Annotated in this window: 15 protein-coding genes; 7 read left to right on the forward strand and 8 right to left on the reverse strand. The window is 72.6% G+C overall.

What is annotated here, in order from left to right; all coding sequences use genetic code 11:
- Positions 1 to 91: 91 nt before the first annotated feature.
- From pyk to pta, 3 genes are all read right to left on the reverse strand, one after another.
- Positions 92 to 1,516, reverse strand: coding sequence for a pyruvate kinase (pyk, locus tag PV342_RS27735; RefSeq protein WP_400802216.1), 1,425 nt, complete (start codon positions 1,514 to 1,516; stop codon positions 92 to 94).
- Positions 1,517 to 1,624: 108 nt separating this feature from the next.
- Positions 1,625 to 2,776 carry an acetate kinase gene (locus tag PV342_RS27740; protein WP_361000220.1) on the reverse strand — a complete coding sequence of 384 codons (1,152 nt, stop codon included), beginning with the start codon at positions 2,774 to 2,776 and terminating at the stop codon, positions 1,625 to 1,627.
- A gap of 23 nt (positions 2,777 to 2,799) precedes the next feature.
- Positions 2,800 to 4,878: a phosphate acetyltransferase gene (gene pta, locus PV342_RS27745; protein ID WP_329185656.1), complete on the reverse strand. Its 2,079-nt coding sequence runs from the start codon at positions 4,876 to 4,878 to the stop codon at positions 2,800 to 2,802.
- A 159-nt stretch (positions 4,879 to 5,037) separates the two neighbouring features.
- Between pta and PV342_RS27750 the strand changes: the two genes are divergently transcribed.
- Positions 5,038 to 6,063 carry an ATP-dependent 6-phosphofructokinase gene (locus tag PV342_RS27750; RefSeq protein WP_018563477.1) on the forward strand — a complete coding sequence of 342 codons (1,026 nt, stop codon included), beginning with the start codon at positions 5,038 to 5,040 and terminating at the stop codon, positions 6,061 to 6,063.
- A gap of 30 nt (positions 6,064 to 6,093) precedes the next feature.
- Here PV342_RS27750 and PV342_RS27755 read toward each other — a convergent pair whose 3' ends face one another.
- Positions 6,094 to 6,777 (reverse strand): response regulator, encoded by a 684-nt coding sequence (locus PV342_RS27755; RefSeq protein ID WP_018563476.1) that lies wholly within the window; start codon positions 6,775 to 6,777, stop codon positions 6,094 to 6,096.
- A complete protein-coding gene (locus PV342_RS27760) occupies positions 6,774 to 8,408 on the reverse strand; it encodes a sensor histidine kinase (protein ID WP_386995103.1) in 1,635 nt (544 codons plus the stop codon). Before PV342_RS27760 ends, PV342_RS27755 begins: the two co-directional genes overlap by 4 nt.
- Before the next feature lie 143 nt (positions 8,409 to 8,551).
- On the opposite strand from PV342_RS27760, the gene PV342_RS27765 reads away from it, so the two are divergent.
- From PV342_RS27765 to fxsT, 6 genes are all read left to right on the forward strand, one after another.
- Entirely contained in the window at positions 8,552 to 9,934 is a 1,383-nt protein-coding gene (locus tag PV342_RS27765; RefSeq protein ID WP_392609128.1) for a cation:dicarboxylate symporter family transporter, read from the forward strand.
- 492 nt (positions 9,935 to 10,426) lie between these two features.
- On the forward strand, positions 10,427 to 10,624 hold the full coding sequence (locus PV342_RS27770; RefSeq protein ID WP_400802221.1) for a hypothetical protein: 198 nt from the start codon (positions 10,427 to 10,429) through the stop codon (positions 10,622 to 10,624).
- Between the two features lie 32 nt (positions 10,625 to 10,656).
- The gene (locus PV342_RS27775) at positions 10,657 to 13,014 is read left to right on the forward strand and encodes an FxsB family cyclophane-forming radical SAM/SPASM peptide maturase (protein ID WP_400802223.1); all 2,358 of its coding nucleotides are present in this window, start codon (positions 10,657 to 10,659) and stop codon (positions 13,012 to 13,014) included.
- A gap of 1 nt (position 13,015) precedes the next feature.
- Positions 13,016 to 13,801 carry an AAC(3) family N-acetyltransferase gene (locus tag PV342_RS27780; protein WP_500319050.1) on the forward strand — a complete coding sequence of 262 codons (786 nt, stop codon included), beginning with the start codon at positions 13,016 to 13,018 and terminating at the stop codon, positions 13,799 to 13,801.
- 121 nt (positions 13,802 to 13,922) lie between these two features.
- Positions 13,923 to 15,266 carry a TIR-like protein FxsC gene (locus tag PV342_RS27785; protein ID WP_051102251.1) on the forward strand — a complete coding sequence of 448 codons (1,344 nt, stop codon included), beginning with the start codon at positions 13,923 to 13,925 and terminating at the stop codon, positions 15,264 to 15,266.
- Complete coding sequence (gene fxsT, locus PV342_RS27790; protein WP_400802228.1) at positions 15,250 to 19,167, forward strand: FxSxx-COOH system tetratricopeptide repeat protein; 3,918 nt, start codon at positions 15,250 to 15,252, stop codon at positions 19,165 to 19,167. The genes PV342_RS27785 and fxsT overlap by 17 nt, the downstream gene beginning before the upstream one ends.
- Positions 19,168 to 19,174: 7 nt before the next feature.
- Here the strand turns inward: fxsT and PV342_RS27795 are convergent, their stop codons facing one another.
- The 3 genes from PV342_RS27795 to glgB all read right to left on the reverse strand — a co-directional run.
- Complete coding sequence (locus PV342_RS27795; protein ID WP_386995191.1) at positions 19,175 to 20,056, reverse strand: alpha/beta fold hydrolase; 882 nt, start codon at positions 20,054 to 20,056, stop codon at positions 19,175 to 19,177.
- Between the two features lie 48 nt (positions 20,057 to 20,104).
- A complete protein-coding gene (locus tag PV342_RS27800) occupies positions 20,105 to 21,001 on the reverse strand; it encodes a DUF4231 domain-containing protein (RefSeq protein WP_400802230.1) in 897 nt (298 codons plus the stop codon).
- Between the two features lie 185 nt (positions 21,002 to 21,186).
- A partial coding sequence (glgB, locus tag PV342_RS27805; RefSeq protein ID WP_500319052.1) for a 1,4-alpha-glucan branching enzyme occupies positions 21,187 to 23,442 on the reverse strand: 2,256 nt, incomplete at its 5' end.

Raw genomic sequence — 23,442 nt, forward strand, 5'->3', positions numbered from 1 at the left:
GGAGCCGCGCACAAGGAAACGGCGGAGGGCGCCGTCCCCGCAAGGGGAGGCGCCCTCCGCCGTTCCCGTGTCCGGGCGGCCCGGCATCCGGTCAGACCGCGCGGTGGCCGAGGTGGTGGACCCGCACCAGGTTGGTGGTGCCGGGGACACCGGGCGGGGAACCGGCCGTGATGATCACGGTGTCGCCCTCGGTGTAGTCGCTGAGCTTCAGCATCTCCTGGTTGACGATCTCCACCATCTCGTCGGTGGTGTTCACGTGCGGGACGACGGTGGTCTGCACGCCCCAGGTGAGTGCCAGCATGTTGCGGGTCGACTCGTCGGTCGTGTACGCCACCACGGACTGCGGAACGCGGTAGCGGGCCAGCCGGCGGGCGGTGTCGCCGGACTTGGTGAAGGCGACCAGGGTCTTGGCGTCCAGGTAGTCCGCGAGCTCGGCGGCGGCGCGGGCGACGGCGCCGCCCTGGGTGCGCGGCTTGCGGCCCTCGAGCGGCCACAGGCCCTGCTTGAGCAGCTCGACCTCGGCCGCCTCGATGATCCGCGACATCGTCTTCACGGTCTCGATCGGGTACTTGCCGACGCTGGACTCGGCGGACAGCATGACCGCGTCCGTGCCGTCCAGGATCGCGTTGGCGACGTCGGAGGCCTCGGCGCGGGTCGGACGGGAGTTGGTGATCATCGACTCCATCATCTGGGTCGCGACGATCACCGGCTTGGCGTTGCGGCGGCAGAGCTCGATCAGCCGCTTCTGCACCATCGGGACCTTCTCCAGCGGGTACTCCACCGCCAGGTCGCCGCGGGCCACCATGACGCCGTCGAAGGCGGCGACGACGTCCTCCATGTTCTCGACCGCCTGCGGCTTCTCGACCTTGGCGATGACCGGCACGCGGCGGCCGACCTCGTCCATGACGCGGTGGACGTCACGGACGTCCTTGGCGTCGCGCACGAAGGAGAGCGCCACCATGTCGACGCCCATGCGCAGTGCGAAGCGCAGGTCCTCGATGTCCTTCTCGGACAGCGCGGGGACGTTGACCGCGGCGCCGGGCAGGTTGATGCCCTTGTGGTCGGAGATGACGCCGCCCTCGACGACCAGGCAGCGGACCCGCTGGCCCTCGACCTCGATCACGCGCAGCGCGACGTTGCCGTCGTTGATCAGGACGGGGTCGCCGGCGCGGACGTCGGCGGGCAGGCCCTTGTAGGTGGTGCCGCAGATGGTCTTGTCACCGGGGACGTCCTCGGTGGTGATGACGAACTCGTCACCGGCGACCAGCTCCACGGGACCGTCCGCGAAGGTCTCCAGGCGGATCTTGGGCCCCTGGAGGTCGGCCAGCACGCCGATGGCACGTCCGGTCTCCACGGAGACCTTGCGCACCCGCTGGTAGCGCTCCTCGTGCTCGGCGTGGCTGCCGTGGCTGAAGTTGAAGCGGGCCACGTTCATTCCGGCCTCGGCCAGCGTCTTCAGCTGGTCGTAGGAGTCGACGGCGGGACCCAGGGTGCAGACGATTTTCGCTCGGCGCATGACGACGATCCTATCGGGTTTGTTCCGCTCCGGAATTTTCCCGTGCGGGGGAGGCATGGACGGTGCGGACGGCGGCCATAGAGTAGAGCCTGCGGCGGCCTCGACGAGTCACCGGCCGGTCACCAGCGAGTACGTCTGCTGCGCGATCTCCAGCTCCTCGTCGGTGGGGACGACGGCGACCACCACCCGGCTGCCCCCGGCCGACACCACACGGGCGGCGCTGCCGCGCACCGCGTTGCGCACCGGGTCCAGCTCGACGCCCAGAGCCTCCAGGCCGCCCATGGCGGCGGCCCGGACCGCCGCTGAGTTCTCGCCGACGCCCGCCGTGAAGGCGATCGCGTCGACCCGTCCCAGCACGGCGGTGTAGGCGCCGACGTACTTGCGCAGCCGGTGGACGTAGACGTCGAAGGCGAGCTGCGCGGCCGCGTCGCCCTCGGCCATCCGGCGGGCGATCTCCCGCATGTCGTTGTCGCCGCACAGGCCGAGCAGGCCGGAGCGCTTGTTGAGCAGGGTGTCGATCTCCGCCACCCGCATCCCGCCGACGCGGGCCAGGTGGAAGACCACGGCCGGGTCCAGGTCCCCCGAACGGGTACCCATCACCAGGCCCTCCAGGGGGGTGAGCCCCATCGAGGTCTCCACGCACTCCCCGCCGCGCACGGCGGAGGCGGACGCGCCGTTGCCCAGGTGCAGCACGATGACGTTGACCTCGGCCGGGTCCCTGCCGAGCAGCCGCGCGGTGGCGCGGGAGACGTACGCGTGCGAGGTCCCGTGGAAGCCGTAGCGGCGCACCTGGTGGGCGTCGGCGGTCTCCCGGTCGATCGCGTAGCGGTAGGCCTGCTCGGGGATCGTGGAGTGGAAGGCGGTGTCGAAGACGGCGACCTGCGGCAGGTCCGGGCGCAGGTCGCGGGCGACCCGGATGCCGGTGACGTTCGCCGGGTTGTGGAGCGGGGCCAGCGGCGCGAGTTCCTCGACGGCGGCGAGCACCTCGTCGTCGATCAGCGTCGGCGCGGTGAAGCGCGTGCCGCCGTGCACGACCCGGTGGCCCACCGCGGCCAGTTCGGGGGAGTCCAGGCCGAGGTCGCGGGCGGCGAGCTCGTCCGCGACGGTCTTCAGCGCCTCGGCGTGGTCCGCGGCCCCGCCCGGTTCGCCGATCCGCTCGACGATCCCGGCCGCCGGCCGGCTGCCGTCGGCCATGTCCAGCAGCTGGTACTTCACCGACGAGGAGCCGGAGTTGAGCACGAGTACGCGGGTGGCGGTCACGGTGCCTTCCCTGTTGTGGCCGGTCACCGGTCGCCCTGGGCCTGGATGGCCGTGATGGCGACGGTGTTGACGATGTCCTGGACGAGCGCGCCGCGCGACAGGTCGTTGACGGGCTTGCGCAGACCCTGCAGCACCGGGCCGACCGCCACGGCGCCCGCCGAACGCTGCACGGCCTTGTAGGTGTTGTTGCCCGTGTTGAGGTCCGGGAAGATCAGCACGGTGGCGTTCCCGGCGACCTTCGAGTCCGGCAGCTTGGTGGCCGCGACCTTCGCGTCGACCGCCGCGTCGTACTGGATCGGGCCCTCCACCAGCAGCTCCGGGCGCCGCTGCCGGACCAGCTCGGTGGCCCGGCGCACCTTGTCCACGTCGGCGCCCGAGCCGGAGGTCCCGGTGGAGTACGACAGCATCGCCACCCGCGGCTCGACCCCGAACTGGGCGGCGGTCTCGGCGGACTGGATCGCGATGTCGGCCAGCTGCTCGGCGTCCGGGTCCGGGTTGACGGCGCAGTCGCCGTACACCAGCACCCGGTCGGCCAGGCACATGAAGAAGACGGAGCTGACGATGGACGCGCCCGGAGCGGTCTTGATGATCTCGAAGGCCGGGCGGATCGTCGCCGCCGTGGAGTGGACGGCGCCGGAGACCATGCCGTCGGCGAGGCCCTGCTCCACCATCAGCGTCCCGAAGTAGGAGACATCGGCCACGACGTCGTACGCCAGCTCGTAGCTGACGCCCCGGTGGGCGCGGAGCCTGGCGTAGAGCTCGGCGAAGTTCTCGCGCAGCGGCGAGGTCTGAGGGTTCGTCAGGGTGCAGCCGGGCACGTCGACGTTGACGCCGAGCTCGCCGGCCCGCTTGCGGATCGCGTCCTCGTCGCCGAGCAGGACGATGTCGCACACGTCCCGGCGCAGCAGGACCTCGGCCGCGTGCAGGATGCGCTCCTCGGTCCCCTCGGGCAGGACCACCCGGCGGCGGCCGGAGCGGGCCCGCTCGATCAGCTCGTGCTCGAACATCATCGGGGTGACGCGCTCACCGCGGACCACCGACAGCCGCTCGGTCAGCTCGGGACCGTCCACGTGCTTCTCGAAGAGCCCCAGGGCCGTCTCCGCCTTGCGGGGGGTGGCCGCGCCCAGCCGCGCCTCCAGGGCGAAGAGCTCGGCGGCGGTCGGGAAGCTGCCGGCGGGCACCGACATGACCGGCGTGCCGGGGGCCAGCCGCGCCGCCAGGGCCATGATCTCCGGGCCGGGCACCTCGTCCAGGGTGAGCAGGATGCCGGCGATGGGCGGGGAGCCGGCGGAGTGCGCGGCCAGCGAGCCGATGATCAGGTCCGCCCGGTCGCCCGGGGTGATCACCATGCAGCCGGGGGTCAGCGCGCGGATGAAGGTCGGCAGCATCGCCCCGCCGAAGACGAAGCCCATCACGTCCCGGGACAGCCCGCCGTGGTCGCCGAGGAGCACCTCGGCGTGGAGCGTCTCGACGACCTGGGAGACGGTGGGGGCCGACAGCGCGGGCTCGTCGGGCAGGACGTACGAGGGCACCGGGAGCCGGCGGCGCAGCCGCGTCGCGGCCTCCTCCAGCACCTGCGGGGGCACCCGGTTGGCGATCATGGCGATGATGTCGCAGCCCAGCCCGCTGTACGCCTGGTGCGCGTTGCGGACCTCGTCCACCACCGAGTCGGCGCTCTGGTCGCGGCCGCCGACCACCGGGATCACCGAGGCGCCGAACTCGTTCGCCAGCCGGGCGTTGACGCCCAGCTCGCCGGGGAGGTTGGTCTCGTGGAAGTCCGAGCCGAGGACGAGCACGGTGGGGAACTCCGCGGCCACCAGGTGGTAGCGGTCCACGAGGCGGGCGATGAGCGCGTCCCGGCCCTGCTCGGCCTGGAGCGCGGCCGCCTCCTCGTAGCTCAGGCCGTAGGCGGTCGCCGGGTCCTGGGTGAGCCGGTAGCGGCTGCGCAGCAGCTCGAACATCCGGTCGGGCGTGTCGTGGACGAGCGGCCGGAACACCCCGACGCGGTCCACCTGCCGGGTCAGCAGCTCCATCACGCCCAGCTCGACGACCTGGCGGCCGTCCCCCCTGCCGATACCGGTTACGTACACGCTGCGCGTCACGCGCTCTCTCCGTTCCTGCCCGGGCGTGCTCCACCCAGTCGGGTGGCGGACATCTGTTGACATTACCGTTCGGTGTGCGTATGGCGCGCGGCGGGTGCGGTGCGGACCTACGATGCGAAAAGGCGACCGTACACGCGACCGGAGGGAGCGTGGAGCGCCATGCGCATCGGAGTCCTCACCGCCGGCGGCGACTGCCCCGGGCTCAACGCCGTCATCCGCTCGGTGACCCACCGCGCGCTGACCTACCACGGCGACGAGGTCATCGGCTTCGAGGACGGCTTCAAGGGCCTGCTGGAGGGCCGCTACCGTCCGCTCGACCTCAATTCCGTCAGCGGCATCCTCGCCCGGGGCGGCACCATCCTGGGCTCCTCCCGGCTGGAACGCGCACGTCTCCACGAGGCCGCCGACAACTGGCGCACCATTTGCTCCGGCTACGGCCTGGACGTCCTCATCCCCATCGGCGGCGAGGGCACGCTCACCGCGGCCCGGCTGCTCGCCGAGGCCGGAATGCCGGTGGTCGGCGTCCCCAAGACCATCGACAACGACATCTCCGCCACCGACCGCACCTTCGGCTTCGACACCGCCGTCACCGTCGCCACCGAGGCCATCGACCGCCTCAAGACCACCGCCGAGTCACACCAGCGCGTCATGGTCGTCGAGGTCATGGGCCGGCACGCCGGGTGGATCGCCCTGGAGTCCGGCATGGCCGGCGGCGCCCACGGCATCTGCCTGCCGGAACGCCCCTTCGACCCCGCCGACCTCGTCGCGATGGTCGAGGAGCGCTTCGCCCGCGGCAAGAAGTTCGCCGTGGTCTGCGTCGCCGAGGGCGCCCACCCCGCCGAGGGCACCATGCCGTACGCCCACGGCGAGATCGACGCCTACGGCCACGAGCGCTTCGCCGGGATCGGCGCCCGGCTCGCCGCGGAACTCGAGCAGCGCATGGGCAAGGAGGCGCGCCCCGTCATCCTCGGCCACGTCCAGCGCGGCGGCGTCCCCACCGCGTACGACCGGGTGCTGGCCACCCGCTTCGGCTGGCACGCTGTGGAGGCCGCGCACAAGGGAGCCTTCGGCTGCATGACGGCGCTGCGCGGCACCGCGGTGGACCTGGTGCCGCTCGCCGACGCGGTGATGGTGCTCAAGCGGGTGCCCGAGGACCGCATGCAGGAGGCGGAGTCGGTCTTCTGACGGGACGTCATCCCCGTCCGGCCCTGCGGCTCACGGACGGCGCTGCGGGGCCCAGCGGTAGGTGAGTTCGGGCCTGCCGACCTGGCCGTACTGCGGGGCGCGGACCGCGCGGCCGGTCTCCACCAGGTGCTCCAGGTAGCGGCGGGCGGTGATCCGTGAGACGCCGACGGCCTGGGCCGCCCCGTTCGCCGACAGGCCCTCCGCCGCCTCCCGCAGCGCCGTGGTCACCGCCTCCAGGGTGGGGCCGCTGAGGCCCTTGGGGAGCACGGAGCCCTCCGGGCTGCGCAGCGCCGCCAGCGCGCGGTCCACCTCGTCCTGCCCCGAGGCCTCGCCGCCGGCGAGCTCGTCGCGGTAGCGCGCCCAGCGCTCCAGCCGGTCGCGCAGGGTGGGGAAGGTGAAGGGCTTCAGCAGGTACTGCACCACCCCGACCGAGACGGCCTGCCGCACCACGCCGAGATCGCGGGCCGAGGTCACCGCCACCACGTCGGCGGTGTGCCCGGCCGCCCGCAGGGTGCGCACCACCTGCAGCCCGTGACCGTCGGGCAGGTTGAGGTCGAGCAGGATCAGGTCCACCTGGTGGCGTTCGAGGGCGCGCAGCGCCGCGCCGCCGGAGTGGGCCACCGCGGCCACCGTGAACCCCGGCAGCCGGTCCACATACAGCCGGTGGGCGTCCGCCGCCACCGGGTCGTCCTCGACGACCAGCACCTTGATCATGTCCGCACCTCCCCGCGCAGCGGCAACCGTACGGTGAAGGATGCGCCGCCGCCCACCGCCCGGTCCAGGTCCACCGTGCCGCCCGCGCGACGGGCGGTCTGCTCGACGAGCGCGAGCCCGAGGCCGTGCCCGTGGCTCTTGGTCGTCCAGCCGCGCAGGAAGACCTCGCGCACCACCGCCGGGTCCACCCCGCGCCCGCTGTCGGTGACCCTCAGCAGCAGCTCACCGTCGTCGGTGCGGGCGGTGACCTCGACGTGCGGGCGCGCCGTCGTCTGCGCGGCGCCCTCGATGGCGGCGTCCAGGGCGTTGTCGACCAGGTTGCCCAGGAGGGTGACGAGGTCCCGGGAGGTGAGCGAGGCGGGCAGCACCCCGTCGTCGATGCGGCTGTCCTCGGTGACCGTCAGCTCCACGCCGCGCTCGTTCGCCTCGGCCGCCTTGCCCAGCAGCAGCGCGGCCAGTACCGGTTCCGCCACCGCCGCCACCACACGGTCGGTCAGGGCCTGGGCCAGTTGCAGTTCGGCGGTGGCGAAGTCCACCGCCTCCTGGGTGCGGCCCAGTTCGATGAGCGAGACGACCGCGTGCAGCCGGTTGGAGGCCTCGTGCGCCTGTGAGCGCAGCGCCTCGGCGAAGCCGCGCACGGAGTCCAGCTCGCCGGTGAGGGACTGCAGGTCGGTGTGGTCGCGCAGGGTCACCACGGTGCCCCGGCGCTCCCCGCCGCGCACCGGCGAGGTGTTGACCACCACCACCCGCTCCGCGGTCAGGTGCACCTCGTCCACCCGCGGCTCGGCCGCCAGCAGCGCGCCGGTCAGCGAGGCGGGCAGTCCGAGGTCGGCGACGTAGGAGCCCACCACGTCCCCGGGCAGGCCCAGCAGTTCGCGGGCGGCGTCGTTGCAGAGAGCGACCCTGCGGTCGGCGTCCAGCAGGATCAGGCCCTCGCGCACCGCGTGCAGGGTCGCCTGGTGGTAGTCGTACATGCGGCTCAGCTCGTCCGCGGCCATGCCGTGCGTGTGGCGGCGCAGCCGGGCGTTGGCGAGGTAGGTGCCCAGGCCCCCGACCGCCAGGGCCGCCGCGGCGATGCCGATGAGCGCCGCCAGTTGGTCCCGCACCTGGTCGGTGATGGCCTCGAGCGTGATGCCGACGCTGACCAGGCCGACGATCCGGCCGTCGTCGAGGACGGGGGTGACCACGCGTACGGACGCGCCCAGCGTGCCGGTGTACGTCTCCGTGAAGGTGCCGCCGCGCTGGGCGCCCTCTATGTGCCCGAGGAAGGGGAGGCCTATCTGCCGGGTGTCGGGGTGCGTCCAGCGGATGCCGTCCGGGCTCATGATCGTGATGAAGGAGACGCCGGTGTCCCGCCGGACCTGCTCCGCGTACGGCTGGAGCGCGGCGGTGGGGTCCTCGCCGCGGATCGCCGCCGCGACCGAGGGGGCGTCGGCCACCGCCCGCGCGGCGGCCGTGACCCGGTCCTCCGCGGCGTCCTCCGCGCGCTCGGCGGCGTTGACGTAGACGAGCACCGCGATGCCCGCGACCACCATGGCCACGATGACCACCTGCATCGCGAACAACTGGCCCGCCAGGCTGCGCGCACGGCGGCGCGGCCGGGGGTGGCGGAGGCGGGTCGGGAGCGGCATGCCCACCAGTGTGCACAGGTCCCGCGAACACAATGAACGCAAACGTGACCTGGCTCACTGCACGGGCGCATAGTCACCGGGACCTATCCAATCGCGGACGTCCCGGGACGGCGTCCGGGTGGACCGAGGAGACGAAGGTGTCAGTGCCGGTACAGAGCCGTACCCAAGGTCGCAGGGACCGCACCCATTTCCTGTACATCGCGGTGCTCGTCGCCGCGATCGCCGGCGCCGTGCTCGGCATGGTCGCGCCCGACGCGGCCGTCGAGCTGAAGCCCATAGGCACCGGGTTCGTCAACCTGATCAAGATGATGATCTCGCCGATCATCTTCTGCACGATCGTGCTCGGCGTGGGCTCGGTCCGCCAGGCCGCCAAGGTCGGCCGGGTCGGCGGCCTCGCCCTCGGCTACTTCGTGGTGATGTCGTTCGTCGCCCTGGCCATCGGCCTGGTGGTCGGCAACATCCTCCAGCCCGGCGAGGGGCTGCAGCTGACCGACGCGCTCAAGGACGTGGGCCAGGCGCAGGCCAAGGACGCCCCGGCCGAGACCCTGCCGGACTTCCTGCTGAGCATCATCCCGGTCACCCTGGTCTCCGCCTTCACCGAGGGCCAGGTGCTGCAGACCCTCCTGGTCGCGCTGCTGGTCGGTTTCGGCCTGCAGGCCATGGGGTCGGCGGGCGAGCCGATCCTGCGCGGTGTCGGCCACATCCAGAAGCTGGTCTTCCGCGTGCTGTCCATGATCATGTGGGCGGCCCCGATCGGTGCCTTCGGCGCGATCGCGGCGGTCGTCGGCTCGGCGGGCGTGGACGCCCTCAAGGCGCTCGCCACGATCATGTTCGGCTTCTACGTCACCTGCCTGATCTTCGTCGTGGTCGTGCTCGGCCTGATGCTCCGCTTCTTCGCCGGGGTCAACCTCTTCCAGCTGCTGAAGTACCTCGGCCGGGAGTTCCTGCTGATCGTCTCCACCTCCTCCTCGGAGTCGGCGCTGCCCCGCCTGATCGCCAAGATGGAGCACCTGGGCGTCAGCCGTCCGGTCGTCGGCATCACCGTGCCGACCGGCTACTCCTTCAACCTCGACGGCACCATGATCTACCTGACCATGGCCTCGCTGTTCATCGCCGACTCGATGGGCCAGCCGCTCTCCCTCGGCCAGCAGATCACCCTGCTGCTGTTCATGATGGTCGCCTCCAAGGGCGCCGCCGGCGTCACCGGCGCGGGCCTGGCGACCCTCGCCGGCGCGCTGCAGTCGCACAAGCCGGCCCTGGTCGACGGTGTCGGCCTGATCGTCGGCATCGACCGCTTCATGAGCGAGGCGCGCGCCGTCACCAACTTCGCGGGCAACGCGGTCGCCACGGTGCTGATCGGCACGTGGACCAAGGAGTTCGACCGTGAGCAGGCCCGGCGGGTGTTCGCCGGCGAGCTGCCCTTCGACGAGACCACGCTCGTCGACGACGGCCACGGCACGGCCCCCGAGCCGGCCGCGCCGGCCGAGCCGACGGACACCGGCAAGGAGCCGGTGAAGACGGCCTGACCTGCCGCCATCCCCAGAGCGGTCCCGCCGGGCGGATCCCCCCTCCGCCCGGCGGGACCCGTCTTTGTGCGGGGTTCACCCGGTCGGCCCATGGTGCGGCGCGAATTTCCGCCAGAGTGGGCCGGGCGCGCGGGAGCCGGTGAGGGAGCGGGCGCACAGGGCTCGTGCGCTGGGCGCGCGGCCCGCGCGACGACGCGCCGGATGCCGTGACGGGGGGGCGGGTGCCGAGCGGCGCTCGTTCCGCTCCAGAAACTTGGTCTCGAATCGGGAAACTTCTCAACTACCGCTCTGCATAAGGGAGATAATCACACGGCCCGGCCATGGGGGGTGGGGAGTACGCGTGCCTGCTGGACTTGACGAAAACGTGCACTTGTCACGGCTCGCTCGTTATGCGTGTGCGTCGCCTTTCTGTGTCCGGGATGAGATATTTGCCGCATTCCGGACAAATGGTGTGCGCGCGCCAACGCACCCCGAGTGAACGAGGTCCCCGCTATGACTGCCACCCCCACCGTGATGGCCGAGAACGACGTCCTGGCCGGGCGCTCGCAGACGCGGCGGAGGATCCCGCTGGCGGAGCTCGCCTCCCGCGGCAGCTCGCACGCCTCGCCGACCCTCAGCCGCGTGATGCCCGCCTCCGCCTCCGCCGGGAACGTCCCGGTCGCGGCCTTCCAGTCGTTCAGCAGCAAGTAGGCCCGACCGACTCGGGGGTCCGGGCCGCAGCCATGGAGACACCGGCGCCGACCAGGGCGTTGTCGCAGTTCGTACTGAAGTTGCACAGCCGGTGCGACCTGGCCTGCGACCACTGCTACGTCTACGAGCACGCCGACACCAGCTGGAAGGCGCGGATCCGCGCCACGCCGGACGAGGTCGTCGAACGCGTGGCGGCACGGATCGCCGAGCACGCCTCGGCGCACCGTATCCCGGCCGTCCAGGTGGTGTTCCACGGGGGAGAACCCCTCCTGGCCGGGCCGGCACGGATCCGCCGGGCCGCCGCCGCCTTACGCGGGGCGCTCGACGGAGTGTGCGCCCTCGAGCTCGGCATCCAGACCAACGCCGTGCTCCTGGACGAGCGGTTCTGCGACGTCTTCGACGAGTTCGGCATCTCGGTCGGCGTCTCTCTCGACGGCGGCCGGGCCGAGAACGACCGCCACCGGCGGTTCGCCGACGGGCGGGGCAGCTACGACCGCGTGGTGGCGTCGATCGGGCTGCTCCGCGAGCCGCGCTACCGCCATCTCTTCGGCGGGCTGCTCTGCACGATCGACATCGAGAACGACCCACTGGCGGTGTACGAGGCCCTGATGGCGCTCGAACCGCCCCGCATCGACTTCCTGCTGCCGCACGCCACCCACGACGTCCCGCCCGCGCGTCCCGGCGGCACCCCGGCGCCCTACGCGCAGTGGCTGATGGCCGTCCACGGCCGCTGGACGGCCGAGGGACGCCCGGTCCCGGTGCGGGTCTTCGACTCCGTGCGCCGGATGCTGCGCGGCGGGAGCAGCCTCGTCGAGTCGATCGGCACCGATCCGGTCGACCTCGTCGTCATCGAGACCGACGGCGGCTTCGAGCAGGCGGACTCGCTCAAGACCGCCTACGACGGCGCACCGGCCACCGGGATGGACGTGTTCGCCCACTCCCTGGACGAGGTCGCCGCCCACCCCGGCATCGCGGCGCGGCGGCAGGGCAAGGAGGGGCTGTGCGACGAGTGCCGCCGCTGCCCGGTCGTCGACGTCTGCGGCGGGGGACTGTACGCGCACCGCTACCGCACCGGGACGGGATTCGCGAATCCGTCCGTGTACTGCGGTGACCTGATGGAGTTGATCCTCGGCATCCGCGAGGCCGAGGAGACGGAACGGGAGAACCCGGTGAGCACCGCGTCGGGGCAGCAGCCCCAGTCCCCCCTGACGGAGGATTGGATCGACCAGCTGGCCGCCGGCTACGGCGACGCCGCGACCGTCGCCGCGCTCGCCGCCGAGCAGCTGGAGCTCACCCGGGGGCTGCTCACGGCCGTCTGGGAGCGCGCTCCCCGCGACGGCAGGACCGCCGCGGTCTGGCGGGTGCTCGCCGAGGTCGACGAGGCCGCGCCGGAAGCCCTGGACGAGGTGCTCGGCCACCCCTACGTACGGACGTGGGCCCGGCACTGCCTGGAGACGGGCGGCGACCACGGGGCGGACGTGGCGGGGCTCGCCGAGTTCGCGGCCGCCGCCGTGGTGCGGGCCGCGGGCCGGTACGGGGCGACGGTGCGGGTGCCCGTGCACGACGGCGCGGTCCGGCTGCCGGGCCTCGGCCGCGTTCTGGTCGGCGCCCCCGACGGCGAGGACGCCGAGGTCACCGCCACCGCCGACGGTTTCTCCGTGGGCGCCGCGGGCGGCACCGTACGGATCGACGTGCACGGCCCGGGGGACGCGCGGTGGCACCCCGTACGGCGGGTCGGCCCGGCCGGCTGGAGCGTGGCGCTGGAGGACACCGACCGCTACCGCGACGCCCACCAGTGGCCCCCGGTGCCCCGGCAGGGCGAGGCCGAGGTGAAGGCCTGGCACGAGGACCTGGTCGCCGCCTGGGACTTCATCGGCCGTGAACTGCCCCGCTACGCACCGGGCCTGGCCGCCGGGCTCGGCACCGTCACCCCGCTGGTCCCGCCGGGCGACGGCAGCGACGTCAGCGGGGCCGCCCGGCAGGCGTTCGGCGCGGTCGGCATCGCGCGGCCCGCGTCGCCGGACACCCTGGCCCTGCTGGTCGCCCACGAGTTCCAGCATGTGAAGCTCGGTGCCGTACTGGACCTGATGGACCTGTACGATCCGGAGGACACCCGCCTCTTCCACGCCCCGTGGCGCCCCGATCCGCGCCCGCTGGAAGGGCTGCTGCAGGGGACGTACGCCCATGTCGCCGTCGCCGAGTACTGGCGCGCGCTGGCCCGCCGGGACGTCCCGGGGGCGGCGGCGCCGTTCGCCCGGTGGACCCGCGAGACGGCGGAGGCGGTCGACCGGCTGGCCGGCAGCGGATCGCTCACCCCGCTCGGCAAGCGGTTCGCCGACGGGATGGCCCGCACCGTCGCCCCCTGGCTCTCCGAACTGAACGGGGTCTGAGGTGCACACGCTGAAAAGCCTGACCCGGGATCTGCGCGCGCTGGGCGTCGAACCGGGGGAGGTGCTGCTCGTCCAGGGCTCACTGAAGGCGCTCGGCCCGGTCGAGGGCGGCGGCCGCACCGTGGTCGCGGCCCTGCGGGCGGTGCTGGGCGACCACGGCACCCTGGTCGCGTACGCGGCGACGCCGGAGAACTCAGTCACCTCCCGTGTGGACCGGCAGCGCACGGAGGGCATGGACGAGGCGGATCTGGCCGCGTACCGCGAGTCGATGCCCCCCTTCGACCCGCTGACCACCCCCGTGTCGCCCAGCGTGGGGCGGCTCGCGGAGGAGGTGCGGCTGCTCCCGGGCGCACTGCGCAGTGCGCACCCGCACACCTCCTTCACCGCCTTCGGCCCGGCCGCGAGCTTCGTCACCGAGGCCCACGCGCTGGAGAGCCACCTCGGTGAGGACTCGCCCACCGCCCGGCTCTACGACCTGCGGGCCCGCGCCCTGCTGATCGGCGTGGACCTGTGGGTCTGCACCGCCTACCACCTGGCCGACTACCGGGCCGTCCCGCCGCCGGACCGCCCGTACCAGGCCCTGGTGCGCACGGAGGACGGCGGCAGGGAATGGGTGCACTTCGAGGCGCCCGACATCGACGACCGGCACTTCCCGGGGATGGTCCCGGTGGTCGCGAACGGGTGCGCGGTGCTGGACGGCCCGGTCGGCGACGCCTCCTGCCATCTGGTGCCGATCGCCGACGCGGTGGATGTCATCGCCAAGTGGCTGGTGAACAACGACCGTTGACCTGATCCGCGCAAAAATGAAGGTCATGCGCTATTCCGCCGGAGAATCGGCGGTTCCTACACTGAGATTCCCTCACGAGGGGTGGAGCGGGGTCGTGTAGGTCGGGCGGGGGAGATGGCGCATGGCATTACCCGTGGGGCAGGGAGACGCCTCGGACAAGCCCTATTTCTTCCTCAGTTATGCGCACACCCCCAGGAACGACCCCTCGGACCCCGACCCCGACCTGTGGGTCGCCAAGCTCTACAACGACCTGTGCGCGCACATCCTGCAGATGACGACGCTGCCCGCCGGGGTGCGGGCGGGCTTCATGGACCGGGGGATGAACGTCGGCGAGGGCTGGCCCGAATCTCTCGCCGAGGCGCTCGCGCACTGCCGGGTGTTCGTCCCGCTCTATTCGCCCCGCTACTTCCGCAGTCAGCAGTGCGGCAAGGAGTGGTACGCCTTCTCGCAGCGCGCCGTCTACCACCGGTCCCTGCACGACCGCCAGATATCCGGCATCGTGCCCGCGCTGTGGGTGCCGGTCGCGGCGAACGACATGCCGGGCCCGGCCGAGGGGCTGCAGTTCAACCACGCGGACTTCGGCGAGGACTACGCCGCCGAGGGTTTCTACGGGCTGATCAAGCTCAGCTACCTCAAGCACGAGTACGAGCGGGCCGTCTACCGCCTCGCCCAGCGCATCGTGCAGGTCGTGGAGGACACCAAGATCGCCAAAGGGCGCCACCTCGACTACCACCACGTCCCCAGCGCCTTCGGCCCCCCGGGTGCCAGCCGGCCGCTGCGCGTGACGGTGCTCGCCTGCTGCGACACCGAGGAGCTGCCCGCGGGCCGCAGCCCCACCTGCTACGGGCCCTCGCCGCGCGACTGGAACCCCTACCGCCCGCAGAGCAGCCGGCCGCTGGCCGACCATGCCGCCGACCTGGCGCGCAACCTCGACTACCGCGTCAGCGTGGGGGTCTTCGAGGAGGAGCTGGACCGACTGCTGGACCCCACCCCCACCGCCCCCGGGCTGCTGCTGCTCGACCGCTGGGCCCTGGAGTCGGCCGAACGGCGCGAGATGCTCAGCCGCTTCGGCAGCGAGCACCGCCCCTGGGTCAGCGTCCTGGTGCCCTGGAACCGTGCCGACCCGGAGTCCAACGGCCACGAGGAGAACCTGCGCCGCCTCGCCGACGACGCCCTCGACCCCAGCCGCACGGACGGTACGGGCGGGCGGTTCGTGCGCAACAACATCCCGAGCCTCGAGGTCTTCAGCGACGACGTGCCCAGGGCCGTGGGACGCGCGGCCAAGCACTACGCCGCCCACGCCCCGGCCTTCCCGCCCCGGGGCCCGCACAGCTCCCGCCCCAGGCTCCGGGGTCCGTCCGCCGGGGCGTACGGATCCGACCGCTCCTCCCCGCACGGCCTGCACGACGACCGCGGCACCACTGAACCCGACAAGCCGGAGGGCCAGGATGACCGAGAGCCGTAACGGACGTGTGATCACGTTCTACTCGTACAAGGGCGGCACCGGGCGGACCATGGCCCTGGCGAACACCGCCTGGATCCTCGCCGCGAACGGCCACCGGGTGCTGACGGTGGACTGGGACCTGGAAGCCCCCGGCCTCTTCCGCTTCTTCCACCCCTTCCTCGACTCCTCCGCGCTCGCGGCCACCACCGGCATGATCGACCTGATCACCGAGTACCGGGAGGAGGCGCTGCGCGACGTGCCGCGGCCGCCCGACTGGCACCGCCAGTTCGCTCGGGTCCGCCCGCACGCCATCTCCCTCAACTGGGCCTTCCCCGACGGCGGCAGCCTGGACTACCTGTCCGCCGGCCGGCAGGACCGCAACTACTCCACCGCGCTCACTGGCATCGACTGGGACGTCTTCTACGACCGCTTCGGCGGCGGCCAGTTCCTGGACGCCATGCGTGCGGACATGCGCCGCCACTACGACTACGTCCTCATCGACAGCCGCACCGGCCTCAGCGACATCGCCGACATCTGCACCGTCCACATGCCCGACGAGCTGGTGGTCTGCTTCACCCTCAGCGACCAGAGCATCTACGGCGCCTCCGCCGTCGCCCGCGACATCGAGGAGCGCTACAACGGCCGCGGAATCCGCATCTTCCCCGTGCCGATGCGCATCGACGACGGGGAGAAGGAGAAGGCGGACGCCGGACGGGCCCTGGCCCGCGCCCGGTTCGAGGGGCTGCCGGCCGGGATGGACGACGACGAACGCGTCTCCTACTGGGGGTCGGTGGAGATCCCGTACCGCCCCTTCTACGCCTACGAGGAGATCCTGGCGACCTTCGGGGACGCCCCGGGCCTGTCCAGTTCGATGCTGTCGGCCTGCGAGCGCCTCACCTCCGTGGTCTCCGGCGGCTCGGTGACCTCGCTGCCCCCGATCGCGGAGTCCGAACGGCTGCGCTGGGCGGCGGAGTTCACCCGCCGCAGGCCCGTCCCGCCGTCCGGGCTGGTGCTGGCGTACGTGCCCGAGGACCGCATGTGGGCGGACTGGATCGAGTGGATCCTGACCCGGGCCGGCTTCCGGGTCGTCCCCTGGGACGTGGAGACGCACACCGCCCCCGCGGATCAGCCCGCCGTGGCCGGAGCCTCGTCCCGGACCCTCGTCGTGCTGTCCGCCGCCTACCTGCGGTCCCGGCGGGCCATGCGGGTGTGGGAGTCGAGCGCGGGCACCGACCCCTCGGGCCTGCAGCACCAACTGATGCCGATCCGGGTCGGCGACGTACGCCCCGGCCCGCCGCTGGCCCAGCGGAGCCCGGTCAGCCTGGTGCGGCTCGACCACTCCGCGGCCGCCACCACCCTGCTGCGCGCCCTCGGCCGGGACGAGGCGGACCTCAACCCGACCGCCATGGCCGGCGGCCCGCGCTACCCCGTCGGCGACCCCAAGGTGTCCAACCTGCGGCCCCGCAACACCTTCTTCACCGGTCGCTCCACCGTCCTGGACCGGCTGCGCGACCGCCTGGGCGGCGGCAACCCCTCCGTCCAGCCCTTCCCGCAGACCCTCCACGGCCTCGGCGGCGTCGGCAAGACGCAGGTGGCGCTGGAGTACGCGCACCGTTTCAAGGCCGACTACGACCTGGTGTGGTGGATCGAGGCGGAGCAGGAGGACCGGATCGCGCCCTCCCTCGCCGAACTCGCCCGCCGTCTGGAACTGCGCGTCGGCGACAGCGTGTCCGAGGCCGCCGAGGCGGCCCGCGAGGAACTGGCCGCCGGCACCCGCTTCGCGCGCTGGCTGCTGGTCTTCGACAACGTCGAGGACCCCGAGCGGGTACGCCGCTTCTTCCCCGGTGGGCGCGGCCACATCGTGGTCACCGCACGGAACAAGCCGCCGACGGGACCGACCGAGCCGCTGGAGATCGAGGTCTTCAACCGCTCGGAGAGCGTGGAGCACCTGCGCCGCCGGGTCGGCGGCATGAGCCGGGAGGACGCCGGGCAGGTGGCCGAGGCGGTCGGTGACCTGCCGCTGGCCGTCGAGGTAGCCGCCGCGTGGCTCGCCGAGACCGCCACCCCCGTCGACGTCTATGTGCACCAGCTCAAGGAGCAGACCACCAAGGCCCTGTCGGTCACCACCGCCGCCGGCTACCCGCGGGAGGTCGGCGCGACCTGGAGCATCTCCATCAGCCGGTTGCGCAACCAGTCCAAGGCCGCCGTCCGGCTGCTGGAGCTGTGCGCGTTCTTCGCGGCCGAGCCGATCTCGATGACCCTGATCGAGAGCGACTCCATGATCCAGGCGCTGCTGCCCCACGACCGCGAGCTGCGCGACCGCTACATGCTCGGCAAGGTCATCCAGGCGCTGAACCGCTTCGCCCTGGCCAAGGTGGACCCGGCCGACAGCAGCATCCAGGTGCACCGGCTGGTGCAGGCCGCCGTGCGCGCGGAGATGACCGAGGACGACCGGCAGGAGACGATGCACGAGGTGCACCGCATCCTCGCCGAGGCCCGGCCGCCGGAGGACGCCATCAACGACCCGGCGAACTGGCCCGGGTTCGAGCTGATCTGGCCGCACCTCGCCCCGTCGCAGGCCGAGGAGTGCCGTGAGGAGAAGCCGCGCCAGCTGCTGGTCAACCGCGTCCGCTACCTGTGGAAGAGCGGCGAGCTGGAGCAGGCGCGGCTGCTGGCCGAGCAACTGCTCGGCGTGTGGAAGCAGTCCCTCGGAGAGGACGACCTGCAGACCCTCAACCTGCAGTTCGAGCTCGCCAACGTGCTCCGCTCGCAGGGCAAGTACCCGGAGGCCCGGCGGTACGACGAGGACACCCTGGCCCGGCAGACCTCACTGCTGCCCGCCGGCCACCCGCACACGCTGATCACCGGCGGCAGCCTCGCCGCGGACCTGCGGGCACTGGGCCTCTTCCAGGAGGCCAGGGAACGCGACGAGGAGATCTACGCCGGATTCAAGGACATATTCGGCGAACAGCACCCGCGCTCCCTCGTCGCGGCCAACAACCTCGCCATCGACTACCGGCTCACCGGGGACTCCGAACTCGCCCGCCGCCTGGACCAGGAGACCGTGGACCGGCGTACCCCGATGCTCGGGGACCGCCACCCGTACACCCTGTCCACCAAGGCCAATCTCGCCCGCGATCTGCGGGAGGTCGGCGACTACACCGGATCCGTGGCGATGCTCGAAGAGGTGATGGACGTCTTCCAGGACGTCCTCAACCCCGACGTGCCCGAGACGCTCCGCAACGCCAAGAGTCTCGCGGTCTCGCTGCGCAAGGCGGGCCGGGCCGCCGAGGCGATGCGGCTCACCCAGGTGACCTACGACCGCTACCTGGAGCGGTACGGGCCCGACGTGCCCGACACGCTCGCCTGCGCGCTCAACCTCGCCGCCGACTACTCGGCCGCCGGCGACAAGGAGAAGGCCCGCGACCTGGCCGCCGACGCCCTCGCCTCCTACCGCCGGATGCTCGGCGACGACCACCCGTTCACCCTGGCCTGCCGCAACAACCTCGCCATCTACCTGCGCGGCAGCGGCAACGCCGAGGAGGCCGTGGCGGTCGGCAACGACACCCTGGCGCGGCTGGAGCGGGCCGTCGGACCCCGCCACCCGTACACCCTCAACTGCATGATCAACCTGGGCAACGCCACGGGCGAACTCGGCGACAGCGAGCGGGCCGTGACCCTCCTGGAGACCGCCCTGCGCGGCATCACCGAGCGCTACGGACCCGAGCACCCGGACGCCCTGGCCTGCGAGATCAACCTGGCCTACGCCCTGCGGCAGTCCGGCCGGCACGCACGGGCGCAGGCGATCCGCGGCCGGGTGCTCCCGGAGTGCGTACGGCTGCTCGGCGAGGAGCACCCCCTCAGCCGGGCCGCCCGCGAGTGGTACCGCGTCAACCGGGACCTGGAGCCGCAGCCGGTGTGAGCGGCGGTCAGGCCGGCACGGACCGTTCCCGGCCGTCCCCGGCGGCCGCCCAGGCCAGCACGCGGGGCAGCACCGACAGGGCCGCGAAGTGCGCGGCCCCCGGCTGCACCACCATGGTCGCGCCGCGGATGTGCTCGGCCAGCCAGCGGGAGTGCGCCACCGGCGAGAACACGTCGTCCTCGCCGTGCCACAGCAGCACCGGCACCGCGATGCGGTCCAGGCCGAACCCCCAGCTGCGGTTGAACGCCATCGTGTCGTCGATCCAGCCGTCGGCCGAGGTGCGCAGCGCCTCCGCGTAGGTGCGCAGCAGCATCGTGCGCAGGCCCGCGTCCGCGATCACCAGCTGGTCCGGCAGCGGCATCTCCTCGCGGAGCAGGGCGAGCAGGCTGGCCGGATCGTCGCGGATGGTGCGGGAGCGCAGTTCCAGCCGGGCGGCGAGCCGCCGGTGCGCCGCGTCGGCGGTGGTGTGGTCACGGACGTTGGACCGGGTCATCCCCGCGTGCCAGGCGAGCCCCCGCGCGTCCCGCGGCGCGAGCCCCACCAGCACCGCCACCCGCCTCACCCGGTCCGGCAGCAGCGCGGCGCAGGCCAGCGAGTGCGGACCGCCGCCCGAGCGGCCGACGACCGCGAAGGCGTCCAGGCCCATGGCGTCCGCGATCGCCGCGACGTCGGCGGCGGCGTCCGCGACCCGCCGGCCCGGCAGCCGCTCGGAACCGCCGTAGCCGGGCCGGTCGAAGGAGATCAGCCGCACCCCCAGCCGGTACAGCACCGCACTGCGCGGCACCGGGCCGAGGCGGCTACCGGGTGTGCCGTGCAGCAGGAACACGGGTCTGCCCCGCGGATCGCCCCGGGTCTCCACCGCCAGTTCCCGACCGTCCCTCGCCCGCACCACACGCACTCCGAGCGGCCCCCTCTCGTGTGTCCTCCGGTCCGTCCCTCACACCCGCATCTCGCGCCTCGCCTGCCAGGTGGTGTGCTCCCGGGACACCGCGTCCTCGGCGTCGCGGGTCAGCTGGGACCACAGGTGCTCGGCGTGCGGATCGTCCAGGTCCAGCGACGCCAGCTGCACCCGGATCAGCTCCAGCTCGTCCGCCGCCACCCGGTACGCCGCGGCCAGCGGACTGTACTGGCGCAGCTGCGCCCAGGCAGCGACCGAGGCCGTGATGGCCGACACGAAGCCCAGGGTGTCGAAGGGGGACCAGCCGCCCGCCCGCAGGACCAGGAACAGGATGCCGAGCAGCGGGAACGTCATCGCCAGGCGTCCCGCCCGGCGCCCGTTCACCTCGCAGCGGGCCGCCTTGACCGTGTACCACTCGTGCTGCACCCGGATGCGCTCCCGCAGGTACACGTCGTGCCGCACGCGCAGCGGTGCGTCGCGCAGCCGCCGCATCGCCGGGGTGATGCCCGAGTCGACGTGCGGGGGCAGCGCCCTGCTGCGGCGGAAGGTGTGCAGGACGTCGCCGAGCTGCAGCCGGTACAGGGCGTCCGGGTCGCGTTCGTCGCCGGGTGGCGTGAAGGGGTCGGCCCGTACCGAGTACTTCCAGGCGAGCGTCTTCATGGACTCGGCCAGCGCCCGGCCCTCGTACCAGAGGCCCTGCGGGTTGTGGCGGTGGATCACCCAGGTCGTCCACGCGGCGAACGCGAACATGACGGCCGCGAGCCACGAGGCCCAGTGCAGGCGGCCCGCGGTCGCGTCGAACGAGCTGAAGACGGAGGCCACCGTGAGCAGGCCGAGCTGGCGGCGCGACAGCCGTACGGTCTGCAACTGGCCCCGAAGCGACGCCCGGTCCGCGCCCCAGAACAGGTCCGGCAGCAACTCCCGTTCGTTCACCATCGGCAGCGGCCCCCCGGTACTCGCCGAATCCCGCAGTCACCTCAGTATGGGCGCGCAGGGGGGTGGCCGCCCAGTAGGCGTCCGGCCGAACTCCCGCTCCCGCCGGGCCCCTTGCTCGCGCGGGCGGCGCCCGCCCGCACCTGTCGTGGTGCGGGCGGGCGCCATCGCGTCGTCGTGCCGTCCGGTCAGGCGGGGCGCAGCCAGACCGTGGCCAGCGGGGGCAGCGTGAACTGCACGCTCTGGCGGCGGCCGTTCCAGGCGACCGGCTCGGACTTCAGCGGCTCGGCGTTGGTGACGTCGCTCCCGCCGTACGCGGCGGCGTCGGTGTTCAGCACCTCCCGCAGTGCCTCCACCCCGTCCGGCACGCCGATCCGGTAGCCGTGCCGGACGACCGGCGAGAAGTTGCTGACCGCGACCAGCGGGTTCCCGCCGGCGTCCAGGCGGACGAAGGAGAAGACGTTGTCCTCGGCGGCGCCGCCGTCGAGCCAGGCGAAGCCGTCCGGGGTGGTGTCGCGCTGCCACAGCGGCGGTGTGGCCCGGTACAGGGTGTTGAGGTCCCGGACGAGGTCCCGTACGCCGCGGTGGTCGCCCGCCGCGGAGTAGGTCTCGTCGAGCAGCCACCAGTCCGGCCCGTGGTCGTGGGACCATTCGGCGCCCTGGGCGAACTCCTGTCCCATGAAGAGCAGTTGCTTGCCCGGGTGGGCCCACATGAAGCCGAGGTAGGCGCGGTGGGTGGCGCGCTGCTGCCACCAGTCGCCGGGCATCTTGGCCACCAGCGCGCGCTTGCCGTGGACGACCTCGTCGTGCGAGATCGGCAGGACGTAGTTCTCGCTGTAGGCGTACACCATCGAGAAGGTCATCTCGTTGTGGTGGTACCTGCGGTGCACCGGCTCGTGCTGGATGTACTCCAGCGAGTCGTGCATCCAGCCCATGTTCCACTTCAGGCCGAAGCCGAGCCCGCCGAAGCCGGCCGGGCCGACGTGGTGGGTGGGACGTGTGACGCCGTCCCAGGCGGTGGACTCCTCCGCGATGGTGACCACACCGGGGCAGCGCCGGTAGACGGTCGCGTTCATCTCCTGGAGGAAGGCGACGGCGTCCAGGTCCTCGCGGCCGCCGTAGGCGTTCGGCGCCCACTGGCCGTCCTCGCGGGAGTAGTCGAGGTAGAGCATCGAGGCGACCGCGTCCACCCGCAGCCCGTCGATGTGGAACTCCTCGCACCAGTACACCGCGTTGGCCACCAGGAAGTTGCGGACCTCGGTGCGGCCGAAGTCGAACTCCAGCGTCCCCCAGTCGGGATGCTCGCCGCGCCAGGGGTGCTCGTAGAGGTTGGTGCCGTCGAAGTCCGCCAGCGCCCAGTCGTCCTTGGGGAAGTGGGCCGGCACCCAGTCCATGATGACGCCGATGCCCGCCCGGTGCAGCGCGTCCACCAGGTACCTGAAGTCGTCCGGGGTGCCCATGCGAGCGGTCGGGGCGTAGTACGAGGTGACCTGGTAGCCCCACGAGCCGCCGAAGGGGTGCTCGGCGACCGGCATCAGCTCCACGTGCGTGAAGCCCAGATCGCGCACATAGGCCGGCAGCTGCTCGGCCAGTTCGCGGTAGGACAGCCCCGGCCGCCAGGAGGCGAGGTGCACCTCGTACACGGAGAAGGGCGCCTCGTGCACCGGCAGGCTGCCGCGCGAGGCCATCCAGTCGGAGTCCTGCCACTCGTGGTGGGACGCGGTGACCACGGAGGCGGTGGCCGGCGGCTCCTCGGTACGGCGGGCCATCGGGTCGGCCTTGAGCCGCCGTCCGCCGTCCGCGCCGCAGACCTCGAACTTGTAGCGCTGGCCCTCGCCGACCTCGGGCAGGAACAGCTCCCACACGCCGGAGGAGCCCAGCGAGCGCATCGGGAAGGCGGTGCCGTCCCAGTAGGTGAAGTCGCCGACCACCCGCACCCCGCGGGCGTTGGGGGCCCACACGGTGAACCGGGTGCCGGTGACGCCCTCGTGGGTCATCGGCTCGGCGCCCAGCGCCCGCCACAGCTGCTCGTGCCGCCCCTCGTGGATGAGGTGCAGGTCGAACTCGCCGAGCGCGGGCAGGAAGCGGTACGGGTCGTGTACCTCGCGCTCTTCGCCGTCGTAGGCGACGGCCAGCCGGTACTCGGGGACCTCCGTCAGCGGGAGCACCCCGCTGAACAGCCCGTCGCCCTCGTGGTTCAGCACCGTCCGCGTCCCGTCGCCGGTGACGACGGCCACGCTGCGCGCGTACGGCCGCAGCGCCCGGAAGGCCAGGCCGTCCGCCACGCGGCGGACGCCGAGCAGCCCGTGCGGGTCGTGGTGGGCGCCGTCCAGCAGCCGCCGGCGCTCGCCCGGGTCGAGTTCCGGGGCCGGCGGTACGTCACCGGTCGCGGGGCCCGCGGCCGGCGCGACCTCGGGCGCGGGCGGCGGCGCCTGGTGGCCGAC

Source organism: Streptomyces sp. PA03-3a (genome assembly GCF_033792735.1).
In the GTDB taxonomy this organism is placed as follows: domain Bacteria; phylum Actinomycetota; class Actinomycetes; order Streptomycetales; family Streptomycetaceae; genus Actinacidiphila.